Source organism: Vitreoscilla massiliensis (genome assembly GCF_001457815.1).
GTDB lineage: Bacteria > Pseudomonadota > Gammaproteobacteria > Burkholderiales > Neisseriaceae > Vitreoscilla > Vitreoscilla massiliensis.
Window position 1 is genome coordinate 82,255 of sequence record NZ_LN898217.1, and the last position, 15,675, is coordinate 97,929.

The following is a 15,675-nucleotide window of genomic DNA, read 5'->3' on the forward strand; positions in this document are numbered from 1 at the left end:
GTTTTCCTGAGTATGGCGCTATTGTAACGGTTCGCCCGTCGGCTGTTAACCAAGGCCATGTACACACCCATTGTGTTTTATGGAGAACACCCCATTTACAACATGGTATTGCAATACCTTAAGCGGCCTGTAAATAGGTCATCACGCCAATGAATACCGTGCAATACCAAGTTTGATGACGATGCATATGATGGTGTGGCTGCAGCATAAAAACGGCTTGTTATCATGGATGGAAATATGCGGCAAGCAGATGGTGATGCGGTACACACAAGGCGGTACGGTTGGGAATGCTCTCGCTGTTTTGTCGCCAGTGTCGCGCTGCTCAAGCCCTTATCGTGCCCACGCAAACCCTATGTAGCCAAGCTTACAAGCTGTAAGCACACATTTCACGCCTCGCCATCATCTGCCGCAGTGAGCGTAAATAAGTCGGCCTGTAAGCATTTACAGGCCGCTTATGTGTTTAGATTTGCTATAATCTGCCCGTTTACAGGTGTTGAAACACCTGTTTTTTAATGTTTTTGGAACCCAGTCATGACCAGTAATCGCACCGAACTGTTGTATTCACTCTTAAAACAACGCATCTTGCTGTTAGACGGCGGCATGGGCACGATGATCCAGCGCCACAACCTGTCTGAGGCGGATTTTCGCGGTGAGCGTTTCAAAGACTGGCCCCAAGACATACGCGGCAATAATGACATTTTGGTGTTGACGCAGCCAGACGTTATCGCGGGCATAGAGCGCGAATATTACGAAGCCGGCGCAGACATCGTCGAAACCAATACTTTTAATGCGACCAGCATCGCCCAAGCCGATTACGGCATGGAAGGTTTGGTTTATGACATCAACTTTGCCGCCGCCCAAATCGCGCGCGGTTTGGCCGATGAATTCACCCAGCTTACGCCGAATAAACCGCGTTTTGTTGCCGGCGTGTTAGGCCCCACCAACCGCACCGCGTCCATCTCTCCCGATGTGAACGACCCCGGCTTTCGCAATGTGAAATTCGACGAATTGGTGGAAGCCTATTTGGAAGCGATAGATGGCTTGGTAGAGGGAGGCGTTGACTTGTTGATGGTGGAAACCATCTTCGATACCTTGAATGCCAAAGCAGCGGTATACGCCATCGAGAAATACTTCGATGACCACAACATGCGTTTGCCGGTGATGATCTCCGGCACCATTACTGACCAATCTGGCCGTACGCTGACAGGCCAAACCACCGAAGCGTTTTACAACAGCTTGCGCCATGCGCAGCCGATTTCTTTTGGCTTGAACTGTGCCTTAGGCCCTGATTTGTTGCGCCCGTATGTGGAAGAAATGAGCCGCATTTCTGAGACGTTCGTGTCTGTGCATGCCAATGCGGGTTTACCGAATGCGTTCGGTGGCTACGATTTGACTCCAGACGACATGGCGGTAAATATCAAAGAGTGGGCCGAATCAGGCTTGGTCAATATTGTTGGCGGTTGCTGTGGCACCACGCCTGACCACATCCGCGCCATGTGCGCTGCGGTAGAGGGTATCACCCCACGCGCTTTGCCTGAGCTCAAGCCTGCGATGCGTTTGTCAGGCTTAGAGCCGTTCAATACCGATGCCGACAGCTTGTTTGTCAACGTCGGCGAGCGCACCAACGTTACTGGTTCAAAAGCGTTTGCGCGTTTGATTTTAAACGGCCTGTATGACGAAGCTTTGGAAGTGGCCAAAACCCAAGTGGAAAATGGCGCCCAAATCATCGACATCAATATGGACGAGGGCATGCTCGACGCCGAAGCGGCAATGGTGCGCTTCTTGAACTTGGTTGCGGCCGAGCCTGATATTGCGCGTGTACCGATTATGGTCGACAGCTCACGCTGGAATGTCATCGAAAAAGGCTTGAAATGCATCCAAGGCAAGGCGATAGTGAACTCGATTTCCCTGAAAGAAGGCGAAGCCGAATTCATTGCCCATGCCAAAGAAATCAAGCGCTATGGTGCGGCCACTGTGGTGATGGCATTTGACGAAACCGGCCAAGCCGATACTTACCAAAAGAAAATCGACATCTGCAAACGCAGTTACGACATCTTGGTCAACCAAGTCGGTTTCGACCCGAACGACATCATTTTTGATGCGAATATTTTCGCCGTCGCCACCGGCATTGAAGAACACGCGCGCTATGGTTTGGACTTTATCGAAGCCGTCGGTTGGATACACCAAAACCTGCCGCACGCCAAAACCTCAGGCGGCGTGTCTAATGTGTCGTTCTCATTCCGTGGCAATAACAAAGTGCGCGAAGCCATCCATGCGGTGTTCTTATACCATGCGATTAAAAACGGTTTGACCATGGGCATCGTCAACGCTGGTGCTTTGGAAGTGTACGAAGAAGTCGAGCCTGAATTGCGCGAACGCATTGAAGACGTGGTATTGATGCGCACGCCCAAAGACGGCGGCGATGCCACCGAGCATTTGATTGAATTGGCCGAGCGTTACAAAGGCGAAGCCGTCGGTGGCAACAAGCAAGAAGATTTGGCGTGGCGCGAAAAAACCGTGCAAGAGCGCATCACTTATGCCTTGGTCAAAGGCATTGCTACCTACATCGAAGCCGATACCGAAGAGGCGCGGTTGGCCGCCAATCGTCCGATTGAAGTGATTGAAAACACCTTGATGAATGGCATGAACGTGGTCGGCGATTTGTTTGGCGCTGGCAAAATGTTCTTGCCGCAAGTGGTGAAGTCGGCACGGGTGATGAAGCAAGCAGTGGCGTATTTGCAGCCGTTTATTGAAGAAGAAAAACGCTTGCTCGGCTTGGAAGACCAGCCAGCCAACGGCACCATTGTGTTTGCCACAGTTAAAGGTGATGTGCACGACATTGGTAAAAACATTTGCGCGGTGGTGTTGCGTTGTAACAATTACAACGTGATTGACTTGGGCGTGATGGTGCCGAGTCAAACCATTTTGGATGCGGCCAAAGAGCACAATGCCGACATCGTCGCCTGCTCAGGTTTGATTACGCCGAGCTTGGAAGAAATGAGCCACATCGCCAAAGAAATGCAGCGCCAAAATTTCCAAATTCCATTGTTGGTGGGCGGTGCGACCACATCTAAGGCGCACACGGCAGTGAAAATCGAGCCGCATTACCACAACAACATCGCCATGCACTCACTCGATGCTTCACGTTTGGTCGGCGTGGTATCGCAATTGTTGCAAGACGACCAAGCAGCAGTGGAAGCGTTCAAGCAAAGCGTGCGCGATGAGTATGTGGACGTGCGCGAGAAGCACAACAAAAAACAGGCCAAATTGGTGAGCATAGAGCAAGCGCGCGCCAACAAAACCCCGATAGATTGGGACGCTTACCAACCGGTCAAACCAAGCTTCTTGGGTCGCAAAATCATCGACAACATCGACTTGGGCGAATTGGTAGAGCGTTTCGACTGGACCGTGTTCTTCCAAAGTTGGGAATTGGCTGGTCGCTATCCGGCAATTTTAAGCGATGAAGTGGTCGGTGAAGCCGCCACCGATTTGTTTAACAATGCGCAAGTGATGCTGAAACAAATCATAGACGAAAAATGGCTGACTGCTCGCGCCGTCATCGGCTTCTACCCTGCCAATGGCTTGGAAAACGATGACATCGTGTTCAAAACCCCAGAAGGCGACGCCGAAGCGATGCGTTGGCACAGCCTGCGCCAACAATTGCCAAAAACCCGTGGCGCCTACAATTCATGCCTCACCGATTACATCGCGCCAGAAAGCAGCGGCAAAACCGATTACATCGGCGCATTTGCCGTGACCGCAGGCATAGGCATAGACGAGCATGTGCAACGCTTTGAAGACGCTGGTGACGACTATTCTGCCATCTTGCTCAAAGCCTTGGCCGACCGTTTCGCCGAAGCCTTGGCCGAACGCATGCACGAATTGGTGCGCAAACAGTATTGGGGCTACGCCGCCGATGAAAACCTCAGCAATGAAGATTTAATCGACGAGAAATACCAAGGCATACGTCCCGCGCCAGGCTACCCCGCCTGCCCAGACCACACCACCAAAGCCGATTTGTGGAAGCTATTGAACCCAGACGAAATCGGTCTGACCCTGACCGAGTCATACGCGATGTGGCCAACCGCCGCTGTCAGCGGCTTCTACATCGCCCATCCAGAATCGCGCTATTTCGGCACCGGCAAATTGGCCATAGACCAAGTAGAAGACTACGCCAAGCGCCGCGGCGTCAGCATGGAACAAGCCGAACGCGACTTGGCACCGGTGTTGGGGTATTGATGGATTAAGCTGCAACCATATCACTGGTAATAGTTTAATAAAGGGCATCATATTTTATGACTGCCCTTTATATATATATGCTAGTAAATATGCTTATTAAATAAATTAAAGCTTTTTTTAAGGAATCTAAAAATGAGACTGATTTCAATTACAGCAATGAAGATTTTTGGCTATTTAGATTACTATTTAGATTTTAATCAAGATTTAAACTTACTCATTGGAACAAATGGTTCTGGTAAAACTACTATTCTAAAAATGATATTAGCTATTTTTGCAAATAATTTTGTGTATTTAGCTTCGCTTAACTTTAAAGAAATTGAGCTTAAATATATAGACAATAATGGGAAAAATGTAATAGTAACATTGAAGGGTTCTGAGCATACATACAAGAATAAAGGTAAACCAATACTAAGTTCGTTTGAGGTATTTGTTAGTAATCCTGCAGTTGAAATTATAGTTTCAATTCGTGACGGAGAAGTATTTGCCATTGAAGATTTATTGAATAATCATGGAGAATATTTACTTTCTGATCTTGGTCGGCCAATGTTTTTGGGGGCTTGATAGGAAATTTGTTTTTTTAGAACATAGTTTTAATGACTATGTGGATAACTTCTTATTTGATAGATATATTGATAGTGAAACAATTGATGATGATGGGTTATTTTACATTCAAGGCTTGTTAAGAAGTTATCATAATCATATGAAAAATAGATATTTGAAATATTCGACAGGGGTTCGTAATCAAATTTTAGAAATTTTTTTAGAGAAGAAGTCAGAAAAAATAACTAATGATTTATTAGATGATTTAGTAGAAACGGCGGTTAAGTCAGAAAAAATATGGTTACAAATCCAAGAGTCTATTAATCAAGGATTATTACGATTACCTATAAAAGTAGTTGAATTATTGGAGTTAAGAGTTAAAGAGTTCTCAGAAGCGGTTAAAATTTCCTCTCCTCTGTTTATGTATGCAATGAATATGGAAAAGCATGAGGAATTAGCTGAAAATATGGATATGCACTTTAGAGTTTATAAGGTATTGAAAGTATTAGAAAAACTGGAGGATTTTGGTGAGAAAAGCAATAAAAAGATTTTAGAATTTGAAAGAATTATTAATAGTTTTTTGATTGAAAATAATAAAAAAATTAAGATAGATGGTAATGGAATTATTAAAATAAAGCATGGAAATCAACAAATTGATATTGAGAATATTTCTTCAGGTGAACGACAATTAATTATATTGTTTGGAAATGTAATTTTTAATGAAGAAATTGAGAAGCAGCAAGTTTTTATTATAGATGAACCAGAGTTATCACTTCATTTATCGTGGCAAGATAAGTTTACTTCGTCTTTATATCAATATTGCATGGAAAATAATAAAAAATTGCAGTTGATTTTGGCAACACACTCTCCATCAATTATTAATGATTATAGTAAAAAATTGAAATTTGTGAGGGGCTATAATGATTAATAGTTCTATTCCAACACTTTCTAATCGGGCTTCAAATAATCTGCCATATTTGTATGCAGATTTGCAAGATATTTCAATTTTTGTGGAAGATACAGCTGGAGAAACAAAGGCTTTTTATACAAAGTTAATGAGAAAGCTGGTGCCAAATATTAAGATACATTCTATTTTTACGTTAGGTTCAAAAAAATGTGTGATTAAATCAGCAGAAAATACTCAGGATATAACTAATAGACTCTATATTATTGATGGGGATTTGGACTTATTCCATGGTTCAAAAGTTACAGTAAATGGGTTATTTAGAAGTAGTGTTTATTGCGTAGAAAATTATATTTGTAGTGAACAGTCACTTGCAGCATTAATAGAGGAAAGTTCTGGAAAAGTTATATTTGAAGAGGCGTTAGAAATATTGTGTTGGGATGAGTTTGTAGGTTCTATAACTTTAGCATTTGAAGAAATTTTTATTCTCTATGCGATTGCGCACAGACTAAATAAAATATTAGTTAGATGTGATAGGGTTAATGAACAAATAAAAACAATTTCTAGATTTAAAAATGAAACTTGGATAAATCATCAAAGCCAATATAAATCTCCTAACATCAGTGTTATTCAGCAGGAAATAATACAATTAGAAACAGAAATTTTACAATTTATTGAAATTGAGAAATTGGTTAGATGGAAAACTGAAATTTCGATAAAATTAAATGATTTAAGCCCAGATGAAAAAATGGATTTCATATCAGGTAAAAATTATATAATACCATTTATTAGAAATTACTTAATATATAAAGATGTACCAGCTATCAGGAGTGTGCCTCTTGAATCGCTGAAATATAGATTATTGGCTGCTTCAAATCATCCTAAATTAAATGAATTACAATATGCATTAAATAAGGTAGTTACCGAAGGACAGTATATTCATAATTTGCCTTAAAGCTATTCATCATTAGACTAGGCCTGTAAACATTTACAGGCCGCTTTATTATGGTTCCTACACCATTTAAAACATCACCAAACTACTTCACCACCACACCCTGCACCAAACTCCTTAACACCCCACCGCAATGCTCAAAATAATAATCGCTAAGTTCTGGCCAGTGGTTGGCTTGGGGGTGAACGAGCAGTGTGTGGGTGCCGGCGCCGCGGCCGGCGCTGAGGTCGTATTCGTAGTCGCCAACCATAATCGCGTCGTGGCTGTCGGCTTGCCAGTGGTTCAAAATATGGTCTATGCCGGCGGGGTCGGGTTTGGGGGCGGCTTCGTCGCGGCCGAGGATGACGGGCTCATCGAAATAGTCGAGCAAACCGATGGCATCTAGGGTAATCAGCGCCAGCTTTTTGTCGTTGCGGGTGAGGATGGCGAGTTTGCGCTCTTGCTCGTGTAAGTGTTGTACCAAATCGCTAGCGCCCTCGGCTGGTATGGCGTTTTTGGCCAAGTCGACTTCGTAATCCCACAACCACTGGCGCATTTGCGCGGCGTCGTGCTCGCTTTGGCGGGCGACGAAGGCGAGGATGTCCAAATCGCCGTCGGCCATGCCCAATTGGCGGCGCATGTATGGGAAATCGTGACTGGCGATGGTGAGGGTGCCATCCATGTCAAAAATCCAATGGCGTAAACTGTTTAAACCTTGTGCATTCATGGCAATCGTGACGGAAGTGAATAACAGGTCTACTGTAGGATGAATCGGGCGGCCTGTAAACTCTTGGCGTTGTGGCTGGGCAGATAACGAGCATCAATATGGGTGTTGGGCTGCGTGTGCAGCGTTGGCGCTGTGTGAACCAATTTGTCGCTAACGGGTGCCAGCTTAGGTCTTTACGCATGTTGCAATACCCGCGTTGACTCAGACGCTGACGCTACTGAATGGTTAAATACAAGCGGCCTGTAAGCTTTACAGGCCGCTTTATTGTGTACAGCGTTTATAAAATATCGCTGTGGATGCGCTTGAATTTGCCGTTTTGCTCCAACCAGTACTCGCGCCGACACACCGATGGCGCATCGCCGCCTTCTTCGGTCACGCCGGTAAGCACCATTAAGCGGCTGTTGGTTTGGAAGCTGATGTCTTTGTCACGCCATTCGTCGCTGCCCTCTTTCGGTGGGCAATCGTTAAGTGCGCTGACGAATTGGCTGGCGCCGCTTTTGACATCGACCATCATGGCAATGATGCAGCCGGTGCCGCAGCCAGCATAACCAATGGCGTAATGACCGGCGAAATTGGGTTTTTCTTGGGCCAATGCGCGAAAGCGGGTGCGAAAGCTGCGTGTGTCGGCATTGAGTTTGAGCGCGGCATTTTTGCCCTTGTAGACTTTGGCAGGGTAGTGCGCGAATTGCGGCACTGGCGCCGCTTGTGCCAAGGGCAGACACAATATGGCAGTGGTCAGCAGCAAGAGGGTTGGGCAAAGTTTCATACTGGCCTTTCTTTGATATGGGTTTACAGGCCGCTTGTCTGCATAGTTGAATGGCTGGCCATGCGGTTTTGCGCTATTGATGCGGCCTGTAAAGACAATCCGTTGTGTTGATGGACGGAGTGACTTATTCCGACAAGCGTTGCTGTTCCAGTAAGCGTACCTTGCCTTTTTCAGCGATAAACGTCTTGGTGTAGCACGCGCCGCTGGTGTCGCCAGCATCGGTAGTGGCGACGATTTGCAGCCAGCTGCTGCTGGCGGCTTTGCGCGTTTCTGCTTGCATCATCAGATTGGGCTGGTCAGTGCAAGGGGACACCGCGCCTGTGGGCAAGAGTTGGGTGGCGCCGGTGCGGGCATTGTAGAGCAAACCGATGGCACAGCCGCTGCCACAACGGGCAAATTCCAATACGTATTCACCGGCGTAATTGATGCTGTTGGGTGTGCGGTACATGGTACGGAACAGCTTGCGGTAGCGCTGTGTTGCCGTGGTGAATTTGGGCGCGACGTGAGCGCCGCCATAAGCCCGTGCAGGATAGTGGTCGGCCTCGTTGAGCCAGCTGGGAAAACGTGGCTCGGCTTGGGCGGGGGTGATGCCCAAGCAGCTTAAAACCAAGGCGATGGCGATAGCGATTTTGTGCATGTGTGACTCTGTATGTGGCTGGAGAAATGGACGCTGGGTAGGTGCAGACCTTGCTGCACCTGCATACAAGCGGCCTGTAACTTTATGTTTGCTGCCATGCGCAGCAAGGCCAATGCCAGTGTTCAATGCATGGCGGTTTTGTTCAGCAAGCGCACCGTGCCTCGGTCGGCGATGAAGTTTTTGGTGTAACACACGTCGCCTGTGCTGTCGGCATCGTTCATGGTGGCGACTATTTGCAGCAAGCGGCTGTTCGGCTGATAGTAGCGTTCAGCTTGTTCCATCAATGCGGGCTGACCATAGCAACTGGACACCGTGCCCGTGGGCAAGAATTGGGTGGCGCCAGTGCGGGCGTTGTAGAGCAAGCCTATGGCGCAACCTGTGCCACAGCCAGCAAAATCCAGCACATATTCGCCGCCGTAATTGATGGCTTGTTTTTGCAACATGCGCAAAGTGCTGCGAAATTCACGCGTTTTGGGGGTGAATTTGGGGGCGGCGTGTTTGCCGGTGTAGACGGCAACGGGGTATTTGGCGGCTTCGGCCTGCCAGTTGGATGCCACGGGTTCGGCTTGGAGACAGACGGCGCTCAAGCCTACGACAGCGAACAAGAAGTGATGCGTTTTCATGTGCTTACCCTCCATGCGATGTGGGGTTTATTGTATGCCAAATTTGTTTTGCCTGTGGGTGAAAAACGCGGTTGGGCGCTGATTTGCGGCTGGGCAAACTTTCATCTCACGCGCCGCAAAATAAGCATAGAATATTGCCATACCGCTTTTGGTGACGGCTGACAGAGATGGGTGGCAAGGTGTACAAAGAATTGAAGATGAAATCGTTTTTGCTGGCGATTTCGGGGGTGTTGATATTGTGGCTGCCGGTGCTGTTATTGCATTTGAGCATCGTGTTGTTTGCGGCCTTGATTACCTACAGTGCCAGCAATCTCATTGCCGAAAAATTGCGCACAGTATGGCCGCAAGGTCGACACCTGCCTTTGTGTGGCGTGTTGTTATTGCTGTTGCTGTTGGCAGGGGCCGGCTATGTGTTTGGCGATTGGCTGGTGGACAAAACCGGCAGCCTCACCATCACCAGTTTGCTCACGCAAGCAGCGGTGATACTCGACCAAGTTCACACCCATTTGCCCGCCAGCATCGCCGAACATGTGCCGCATTCATTGGAAAGCCTGAAAGTGAGCCTGTCCAATGCGATGAAAGGCCATGCCGGACAAGTGCAAACCGCGGGTTTGCACACGTTGCGCGGCTTGGGCTATTTGATTGCTGGCTTTGTTATCGGCGCAGTGGCGGTGATACAAACCAGCGGAGAGCGCGCCCAGTATGAAAAGCCGTTAAGTCGCATCGTGCATGCGGAATTCACCGAATTGTTGCACGGCTTTACCGATATTTTTTACGCGCAAATCCGCATTTCTGCCATCAATACCGTGCTCACGGCGGTGTATTTATTGGGCATCTTGCCTTTGATTGGCAAGCCTTTGCCTATGGCCGGCACCTTGGTGATGGTGACGTTTTTTGCCGGCTTGCTGCCCGTGGTCGGCAATTTGATTTCCAATACTTTTATTGTGATTTTAAGTCTCAGCGACAGCTTGGCGGTGACCATCATGTCGCTCATGTGGTTGGTGGGCATACACAAGCTGGAGTATTTTTTAAACGCCCACATCATCGGCCACAAAATCAAGGCGGCGATGTGGGAATTGCTGATTGTGATGATTGTATTGGAAGCGACGTTTGGCATGGCCGGCTTGGTCAGCGCGCCCATCATCTATGCACAAGCCAAACGCAGCTTGCACAATCACGGTTGGATATAGCGCGTATTTGATAAAAAAAAGCGGCCTGTAAACGATTTACAGGCCGCTTTTATCGTGTTGGGCACGATAACAACTTAAGCACCCAAGGCTTTTTTAATCTTTTGGTCGGTTTTGTATTGCGATAAGGCGTAGACCGCCCAAATGGTGGCGGGCAACCAGCCCAGTAAAGTAATCTGCAAAATCAGACAAACCAAACCGGCAAACGGGCGACCTATGGTGAAAAACGTCAACCACGGTAAAAACAAGGCAATCAGCAATCTCATCGTCAGTCCTTCAGTGTTGGTGTTCTCGCTGCTTGCCATCATAACGGAAAGCCAAGACGATACCAAACAGTGCTTTACAGGCCGCATCTCTGCCAGAGATACTGGTTAACATACAATGGCTGATGGCGGCTGCCGCTACCATTTCTGCATACTTCTCTTAATCTTACATCCTTAATCTTATCTTGTGAGTGCTATGAACACATTTTTGCGCCGTATGGCCACCGCCCAACAAGGCTTGGCAGCGGAGACGCGTTTTGCCGCTGGTTCTGTGGGCAGCTTGCAAGCGCTGCAGCATTTGGGCTATGTGCAAATCGACACCATTTCCGTGGTCGAGCGTGCCCACCATCATGTGTTGTGGAGCCGTGTGCCCGAGTACGAGTTGGGGCATCTCAATCAATTGGTGCACGAGCAACACGCGTTTGAATACTGGTATCACGCCGCCGCGTATTTGCCCATGCGCGACTACCGTTATGCGCTGTTGCAAATGGAGGAAGTGCGCGCAGGCAATAGCCGCTATTTCAACCGCGGCGATGCGCACTTGATGCGCGAAATCGTGGCGCGGGTGCAAGACGAGGGCAGCATCCGTTTGCGCCACATTGCCAAAAATCCGCAAGACCAAAGCGGCGGCTGGTGGAATACCGGGCCGGCGCGGCGCTCGGTGGAGCAATTGTTTATGCAAGGTGATTTGATGGTGTGTGAGCGCAATGGCATGGAGAAAGTGTATGCGCTGCGCGAGACGTGTTTGCCGACGGGCTTGGACGTGAGCACGCCGACGCTGGCGGAGTATGCTGACTATGTGTTCGCCACCACGCTGCGCGCACACGGCGTGTTCACGTGGAAGCAATTGCTGCATTTGAAGACCGGCAATGCGCTGCGCGTGGCCATGCGTGAGGTGGTGAGGCAGCAGTTGGAAGCGGGCAAGATTGTGGCGCAGCAGCTGGCAAGCGGCGATGAGGTGTATGTGGATGTGGCGCTGTTGTCGCAAGAGGCGCCAGTAGCAAGCGGCCTGAAAATCCTGTCGCCGTTTGACAATGTGCTCATCCACCGCGAGCGCTTAAGCGCTTTGTTTGGTTTTGATTACCGCATCGAGTGTTATGTGCCGGCGGCCAAGCGCGTGTTTGGCTATTTTTGTTTGCCGCTGTTGTATGGCGAGACGATGGTCGGGCGCATGGATTGTAAGGCGCACCGCCGCAGCAAGACTTTGCAAGTGTTGAGTGTGCATTGGCAAGAGTCTGTGCCCGAGCGCGAGCACTTACTTGCGGCATTGCGCAGCGAGTTGCCGCGCTTTGCGGCGTTTAACCAATGCCATGACATTGATGCGACGGTATTGGATAGGGGTTAAATGCTGGGGCAATGGAAACCGTTTGGATGATTGTTGCTTAGTTTATGAATAGGGAGGTGTGAGTGGATTGTGATGTGGTCGCACTGATTTTGCGTTGAATGGGCAGTTTCAAATCACTGAGCGCATATCACACTTGGGAATTTTAAACCGACTTACAGGCCGCTTGTATGGGCATATGGCATAAAAATTCAAATGCGCCAATGTGAAGATAATTAGAATTTCACATTAACATTAATTTAATGTTGACCATAATCATGCTAAAGATGGTAATTTGTTGTTATGTGTCAAAATAAAATGGCAATCGTCCTGTACACTGTGTTTTTGAAAATGTGACTCAGAAAATGCGATTGTGCCTACAAACTGAGTCATTACCTAAATTTTCAACGCATGGGCCATAATCGGTATGGTTTATGCTACTTGAATCCCCATCATTAACCTCATTGTTTAGTTTTGCCATGGCCATTATTGCATTTAACGACAAAAACCTGCCTAAAAACCCAGCCAAATCCAATGTGTGGATGGAGCGGGCCTTATTGCAATTGGAAGAAATCGTGAGCGTGCTCAATGGCAAAAATGCGGTGATGTTTGAATCCGAAGGCAGTTTTATCCATTTGGCCACCGGCGGCGTTTTATTCAAAGGCAAGCGTCACCAACAATGGCGTTTCAAGCCGTTTCCAGGTGAGCGCACTGTGCGAGTACTCGACAGCGATGAGCTCAATCAGCAAATCAACCGCAGCTTCAGCGCTGCCATGGCCGCTAAAAAAACCGCTTAAGTGCGGTTTTTTTGTATCTGTCGGCAACCAAGCTGCTTCAATAGGTTTCAGGCCGCTCTTTGGGCACTTGGTCGCTGATTTTCAAATACGTGCCGCCGGCATACACGCCAAAGCCAAAACCGCAGCTGCCATTGCCGTCTTGCGTGACCTTGATGCGTTCGCCATCTGCTTTTGAAGGCAAAAATTGCAGGCGGATGTCGCAGCGGTCTGTGCTGCCCGTATCTTGGTAGTGATAGCTGGCGACTTGGCTGTTTTTGGCCATCGTGGTGCTGAAATTGCCCATATTCGGGCCGTTGAGCCAGCCCATCAAGCCCATGCGCAAACCTTCAAAATCGATGTCGTAGCCGTTGCTGCCATCGCGCACAGTCAGGTAACTCCATTGCCCTTGTCCCACATAGCTGACGTATTGGCCACGCTTGTCGCGGCTGGGTTTAATCGCGGGCAATTGTTTTAGATTGAACGGACTCGGTGCCACCTTGGGCATGATTTCATACCAAGCGCGGGCCCAGCGGTAATCGCCTTGTTTGGCATGACTGAGGCCGACATTGTTCAAAGCGATGTTGAGGCGTTTAGCCTTGCTTTGGTCGCTGCTGCCATCGTCGATATTGGACAGGCAAAACGACAGCAAGCCCGCTTGTTTGTTGTAAGCGTTTTCTGCTTGGCGGTAGTCACCGGCGCGGTAGAACTTGTCGCCTTGTTGGGTGATTTGGGGCAATTGTGCACATTCTTCGGCCACGCCCGCAGGCACATCTTGCGCCTGCGCCACGGGCAACAAACAGGCACTGCTCAATAACAGCAAACCGACACGGTAGCAAAACATGGTGAACTCCTTGCGAATAAACGTGCATGGCGCGGCGGCTGTGCACAGAGGGTTGGCAATCAATCGCATTATGATGAGTGCCATTGTTGGCAGCACTGGTGCATTTGTAAACCTCCGTGTGCCATGGCAACAACGGTGCTGCTTGAAGGTGCAAGCTTTGCACCATGTGGGCGGGTTTGGGGTTTACAGGCCGCTTTTATTTGCCATCAGCAAGGTATTGAGGCGGCCTGTAAGCGTTTAAGCCTCGCGCAAAACGTCGCGGATGCTGGCGTCTTTGTCAAATTGGGCTTTGGCAAACGGGCACAGCGGGATGATTTTGAGGTTTTTCTCGCGCGCAAACGCAATTAAGGCGTCGAGCAAGGTGCGGCCGACGTTTTGGCCGCGGTAAGCATCGTCGACATGGGTAGAGTCGATGATGAACATATTGGGGCCGGCCCAAGTGTATTTCATTTCACCGGCGCTGTTGTCGCCATCTTGTAAGCGAAACAAGCCGTGTTTGCCGTCGTCGGTTTGGGAAATTTGCATGAGAAACTCCATCTGTAAAAAGGTGGGGAGGCATGTTGCCACGACAGCACCATCTTAGCACTGCTCTGCATCTTGTAGGCAAGTCTTGCGTCGGCACAGCTGGACCAGCGTCGATGCTATACTCATGCCATCTGTTGACTGATAGTGTGAACCCATGTCTGGAACCCTTATGAAGCGCGACATCGCGGTAGCCCGCCGCATGCACGACATCGAACCCTTTCGGGTAATGGCCTTATTGGACCGCGCCAAAGCCTTACAGGCTGCTGGTCGTGACATCATCCACATGGAAATTGGCGAACCCGATTTCACCACCGCCGCCCCCATCGTCGCTGCGGCCGAGCAAGCCTTACAAGATGGCAAAACTGCCTATACCCAAGCCTTGGGAATACCCGAGTTGCGCCAAGCCATCGCTGCTTGGTATCAGCGGCAATATGGCTTGGACATCTCTGCCAATCGCATTGTTGTCACTCCGGGTGGTTCGGGTGCTTTGCTGTTGTTGTCGGCCTTGCTCATCAATCCCGATGAAGAATTGTTGCTGTCCGACCCCAGCTATCCGTGCAACCGCCATTTTTTGCGCCTGATTGAAGGCCGTGCCCGCCTGATTGAAACCACGCCTGAGACGCGTTACCAACTCAATGCCGATTTGCTGCGTGCGCATTGGCAGCCGCAAACGCGCGGTGCGTTGGTGGCGTCGCCCGCCAATCCAACTGGCGAAATGCTCAGCCGCGACGAATTGCGGGCGCTGGCCGATGCTTGCCGCGAACGGGATGGCGTGTTGTTGGTGGACGAGATTTACCATGGTTTGACTTATGGTGAAGACGCGGTCAGCGTGTTGGAAGTGGCCGATGATGCGTTTGTGCTCAACAGTTTTTCCAAATACTTCGGCATGACCGGTTGGCGCATCGGCTGGTTGGTGGCGCCTGAAGCCTTGGTGCCACAAATCGAAAAACTGGCGCAAAACCTGTACATCTCGGTGACCACGGTGTCGCAATACGCGGCTTTGGCGGCGTTTTCCGACGAAGCGGTGGCGATACACGAGGAGCGCCGCGCTGCTTTTGCCGCGCGCCGTGATTATTTGGTTGGCGCTTTGCGCGGCTTGGGCTTTACCGTGCCGCATGTGCCGGCGGGAGCGTTTTATGTCTATGCCGATGTGTCGGCGTTCACATCCGACAGCCGCCAGTGGTGTTTGGATTTGCTTGAGCAAGAAGGCGTGGCGGTGACGCCTGGTGAAGACTTTGGCGTCTACCGCTGCGATGAGCATGTGCGCTTTGCCTATACCGACGATTTGCCGCGCTTACAAGAAGCAGTGGCGCGCATCCAGCGTTTTATCGCGGCTTAACATCATGACATGCGGCCTGTAAACCTCTAAACAACGTGTTACAGGCCGCTTTTTTT

The 15,675-nt window shown here is 49.1% G+C and carries 15 protein-coding genes; 8 read left to right on the forward strand and 7 right to left on the reverse strand.

The window, feature by feature from the left end; all coding sequences use genetic code 11:
* The first annotated feature begins 531 nt into the window (after positions 1 to 531).
* The 4 genes from metH to BN3003_RS02645 all read left to right on the forward strand — a co-directional run bounded on the left by metH (position 532) and on the right by BN3003_RS02645 (position 6,638).
* Entirely contained in the window at positions 532 to 4,239 is a 3,708-nt protein-coding gene (gene metH / locus BN3003_RS02630) for a methionine synthase (protein WP_058305185.1), read from the forward strand.
* Positions 4,240 to 4,371: 132 nt separating this feature from the next.
* Positions 4,372 to 4,800, forward strand: coding sequence for an AAA family ATPase (locus BN3003_RS02635; RefSeq protein WP_058305186.1), 429 nt, complete (start codon positions 4,372 to 4,374; stop codon positions 4,798 to 4,800).
* Positions 4,748 to 5,707: an AAA family ATPase gene (locus tag BN3003_RS02640; protein ID WP_058305187.1), complete on the forward strand. Its 960-nt coding sequence runs from the start codon at positions 4,748 to 4,750 to the stop codon at positions 5,705 to 5,707. The genes BN3003_RS02635 and BN3003_RS02640 overlap by 53 nt, the downstream gene beginning before the upstream one ends.
* Positions 5,700 to 6,638, forward strand: coding sequence for a DUF4435 domain-containing protein (locus BN3003_RS02645; protein WP_058305188.1), 939 nt, complete (start codon positions 5,700 to 5,702; stop codon positions 6,636 to 6,638). The genes BN3003_RS02640 and BN3003_RS02645 overlap by 8 nt, the downstream gene beginning before the upstream one ends.
* An 82-nt stretch (positions 6,639 to 6,720) precedes the next feature.
* On the opposite strand, the gene BN3003_RS02650 is transcribed toward BN3003_RS02645, so the two are convergent.
* The 4 genes from BN3003_RS02650 to BN3003_RS02665 all read right to left on the reverse strand — a co-directional run bounded on the left by BN3003_RS02650 (position 6,721) and on the right by BN3003_RS02665 (position 9,367).
* Complete coding sequence (locus BN3003_RS02650; RefSeq protein WP_058305189.1) at positions 6,721 to 7,341, reverse strand: HAD family hydrolase; 621 nt, start codon at positions 7,339 to 7,341, stop codon at positions 6,721 to 6,723.
* Between the two features lie 277 nt (positions 7,342 to 7,618).
* Complete coding sequence (locus tag BN3003_RS02655) at positions 7,619 to 8,107, reverse strand: hypothetical protein (protein ID WP_058305190.1); 489 nt, start codon at positions 8,105 to 8,107, stop codon at positions 7,619 to 7,621.
* Positions 8,108 to 8,231: 124 nt separating this feature from the next.
* Positions 8,232 to 8,744 carry a hypothetical protein gene (locus BN3003_RS02660; RefSeq protein WP_147645310.1) on the reverse strand — a complete coding sequence of 171 codons (513 nt, stop codon included), beginning with the start codon at positions 8,742 to 8,744 and terminating at the stop codon, positions 8,232 to 8,234.
* A gap of 122 nt (positions 8,745 to 8,866) precedes the next feature.
* On the reverse strand, positions 8,867 to 9,367 hold the full coding sequence (locus BN3003_RS02665; protein ID WP_058305192.1) for a hypothetical protein: 501 nt from the start codon (positions 9,365 to 9,367) through the stop codon (positions 8,867 to 8,869).
* Positions 9,368 to 9,564: 197 nt separating this feature from the next.
* Between BN3003_RS02665 and BN3003_RS02670 the strand changes: the two genes are divergently transcribed.
* The gene (locus BN3003_RS02670; protein WP_234332997.1) at positions 9,565 to 10,557 is read left to right on the forward strand and encodes an AI-2E family transporter; all 993 of its coding nucleotides are present in this window, start codon (positions 9,565 to 9,567) and stop codon (positions 10,555 to 10,557) included.
* Positions 10,558 to 10,631: 74 nt separating this feature from the next.
* Here BN3003_RS02670 and BN3003_RS02675 read toward each other — a convergent pair whose 3' ends face one another.
* The gene (locus BN3003_RS02675; RefSeq protein ID WP_058305194.1) at positions 10,632 to 10,820 is read right to left on the reverse strand and encodes a YqaE/Pmp3 family membrane protein; all 189 of its coding nucleotides are present in this window, start codon (positions 10,818 to 10,820) and stop codon (positions 10,632 to 10,634) included.
* Positions 10,821 to 11,013: 193 nt separating this feature from the next.
* Here BN3003_RS02675 and BN3003_RS02680 point away from each other — a divergent pair, with 193 nt between their 5' ends.
* Positions 11,014 to 12,162 (forward strand): winged helix-turn-helix domain-containing protein, encoded by a 1,149-nt coding sequence (locus tag BN3003_RS02680; protein WP_058305195.1) that lies wholly within the window; start codon positions 11,014 to 11,016, stop codon positions 12,160 to 12,162.
* Positions 12,163 to 12,617: 455 nt separating this feature from the next.
* Positions 12,618 to 12,935, forward strand: a complete 318-nt coding sequence (locus tag BN3003_RS02685) for a hypothetical protein (RefSeq protein ID WP_058305196.1) — start codon at positions 12,618 to 12,620, stop codon at positions 12,933 to 12,935.
* A 37-nt stretch (positions 12,936 to 12,972) separates the two neighbouring features.
* On the opposite strand, the gene BN3003_RS02690 is transcribed toward BN3003_RS02685, so the two are convergent.
* Both BN3003_RS02690 and BN3003_RS02700 read right to left on the reverse strand, forming a co-directional pair.
* Positions 12,973 to 13,755, reverse strand: coding sequence for a tetratricopeptide repeat protein (locus BN3003_RS02690; protein WP_058305197.1), 783 nt, complete (start codon positions 13,753 to 13,755; stop codon positions 12,973 to 12,975).
* Positions 13,756 to 13,992: 237 nt separating this feature from the next.
* On the reverse strand, positions 13,993 to 14,280 hold the full coding sequence (locus BN3003_RS02700; RefSeq protein WP_058305199.1) for a GNAT family N-acetyltransferase: 288 nt from the start codon (positions 14,278 to 14,280) through the stop codon (positions 13,993 to 13,995).
* Positions 14,281 to 14,434: 154 nt separating this feature from the next.
* Between BN3003_RS02700 and BN3003_RS02705 the strand changes: the two genes are divergently transcribed.
* Entirely contained in the window at positions 14,435 to 15,619 is a 1,185-nt protein-coding gene (locus BN3003_RS02705; protein WP_234332998.1) for a pyridoxal phosphate-dependent aminotransferase, read from the forward strand.
* The last annotated feature ends 56 nt before the right edge of the window (positions 15,620 to 15,675 follow it).

Coding starts and splice junctions, on each gene's coding strand:
- metH (WP_058305185.1), top strand. CDS start 532: ATGACCAGTAATCGCACCGAACTGTTGTATTCACTCTTAAAACAACGC.
- BN3003_RS02665 (WP_058305192.1), bottom strand. CDS start 9,367: ATGAAAACGCATCACTTCTTGTTCGCTGTCGTAGGCTTGAGCGCCGTC.
- BN3003_RS02675 (WP_058305194.1), bottom strand. CDS start 10,820: ATGAGATTGCTGATTGCCTTGTTTTTACCGTGGTTGACGTTTTTCACC.
- BN3003_RS02635 (WP_058305186.1), top strand. CDS start 4,372: ATGAGACTGATTTCAATTACAGCAATGAAGATTTTTGGCTATTTAGAT.
- BN3003_RS02650 (WP_058305189.1), bottom strand. CDS start 7,341: ATGAATGCACAAGGTTTAAACAGTTTACGCCATTGGATTTTTGACATG.
- BN3003_RS02705 (WP_234332998.1), top strand. CDS start 14,435: ATGTCTGGAACCCTTATGAAGCGCGACATCGCGGTAGCCCGCCGCATG.
- BN3003_RS02670 (WP_234332997.1), top strand. CDS start 9,565: ATGAAATCGTTTTTGCTGGCGATTTCGGGGGTGTTGATATTGTGGCTG.
- BN3003_RS02680 (WP_058305195.1), top strand. CDS start 11,014: ATGAACACATTTTTGCGCCGTATGGCCACCGCCCAACAAGGCTTGGCA.
- BN3003_RS02655 (WP_058305190.1), bottom strand. CDS start 8,107: ATGAAACTTTGCCCAACCCTCTTGCTGCTGACCACTGCCATATTGTGT.
- BN3003_RS02685 (WP_058305196.1), top strand. CDS start 12,618: ATGGCCATTATTGCATTTAACGACAAAAACCTGCCTAAAAACCCAGCC.
- BN3003_RS02690 (WP_058305197.1), bottom strand. CDS start 13,755: ATGTTTTGCTACCGTGTCGGTTTGCTGTTATTGAGCAGTGCCTGTTTG.
- BN3003_RS02660 (WP_147645310.1), bottom strand. CDS start 8,744: ATGCACAAAATCGCTATCGCCATCGCCTTGGTTTTAAGCTGCTTGGGC.
- BN3003_RS02640 (WP_058305187.1), top strand. CDS start 4,748: ATGGAGAATATTTACTTTCTGATCTTGGTCGGCCAATGTTTTTGGGGG.
- BN3003_RS02700 (WP_058305199.1), bottom strand. CDS start 14,280: ATGCAAATTTCCCAAACCGACGACGGCAAACACGGCTTGTTTCGCTTA.
- BN3003_RS02645 (WP_058305188.1), top strand. CDS start 5,700: ATGATTAATAGTTCTATTCCAACACTTTCTAATCGGGCTTCAAATAAT.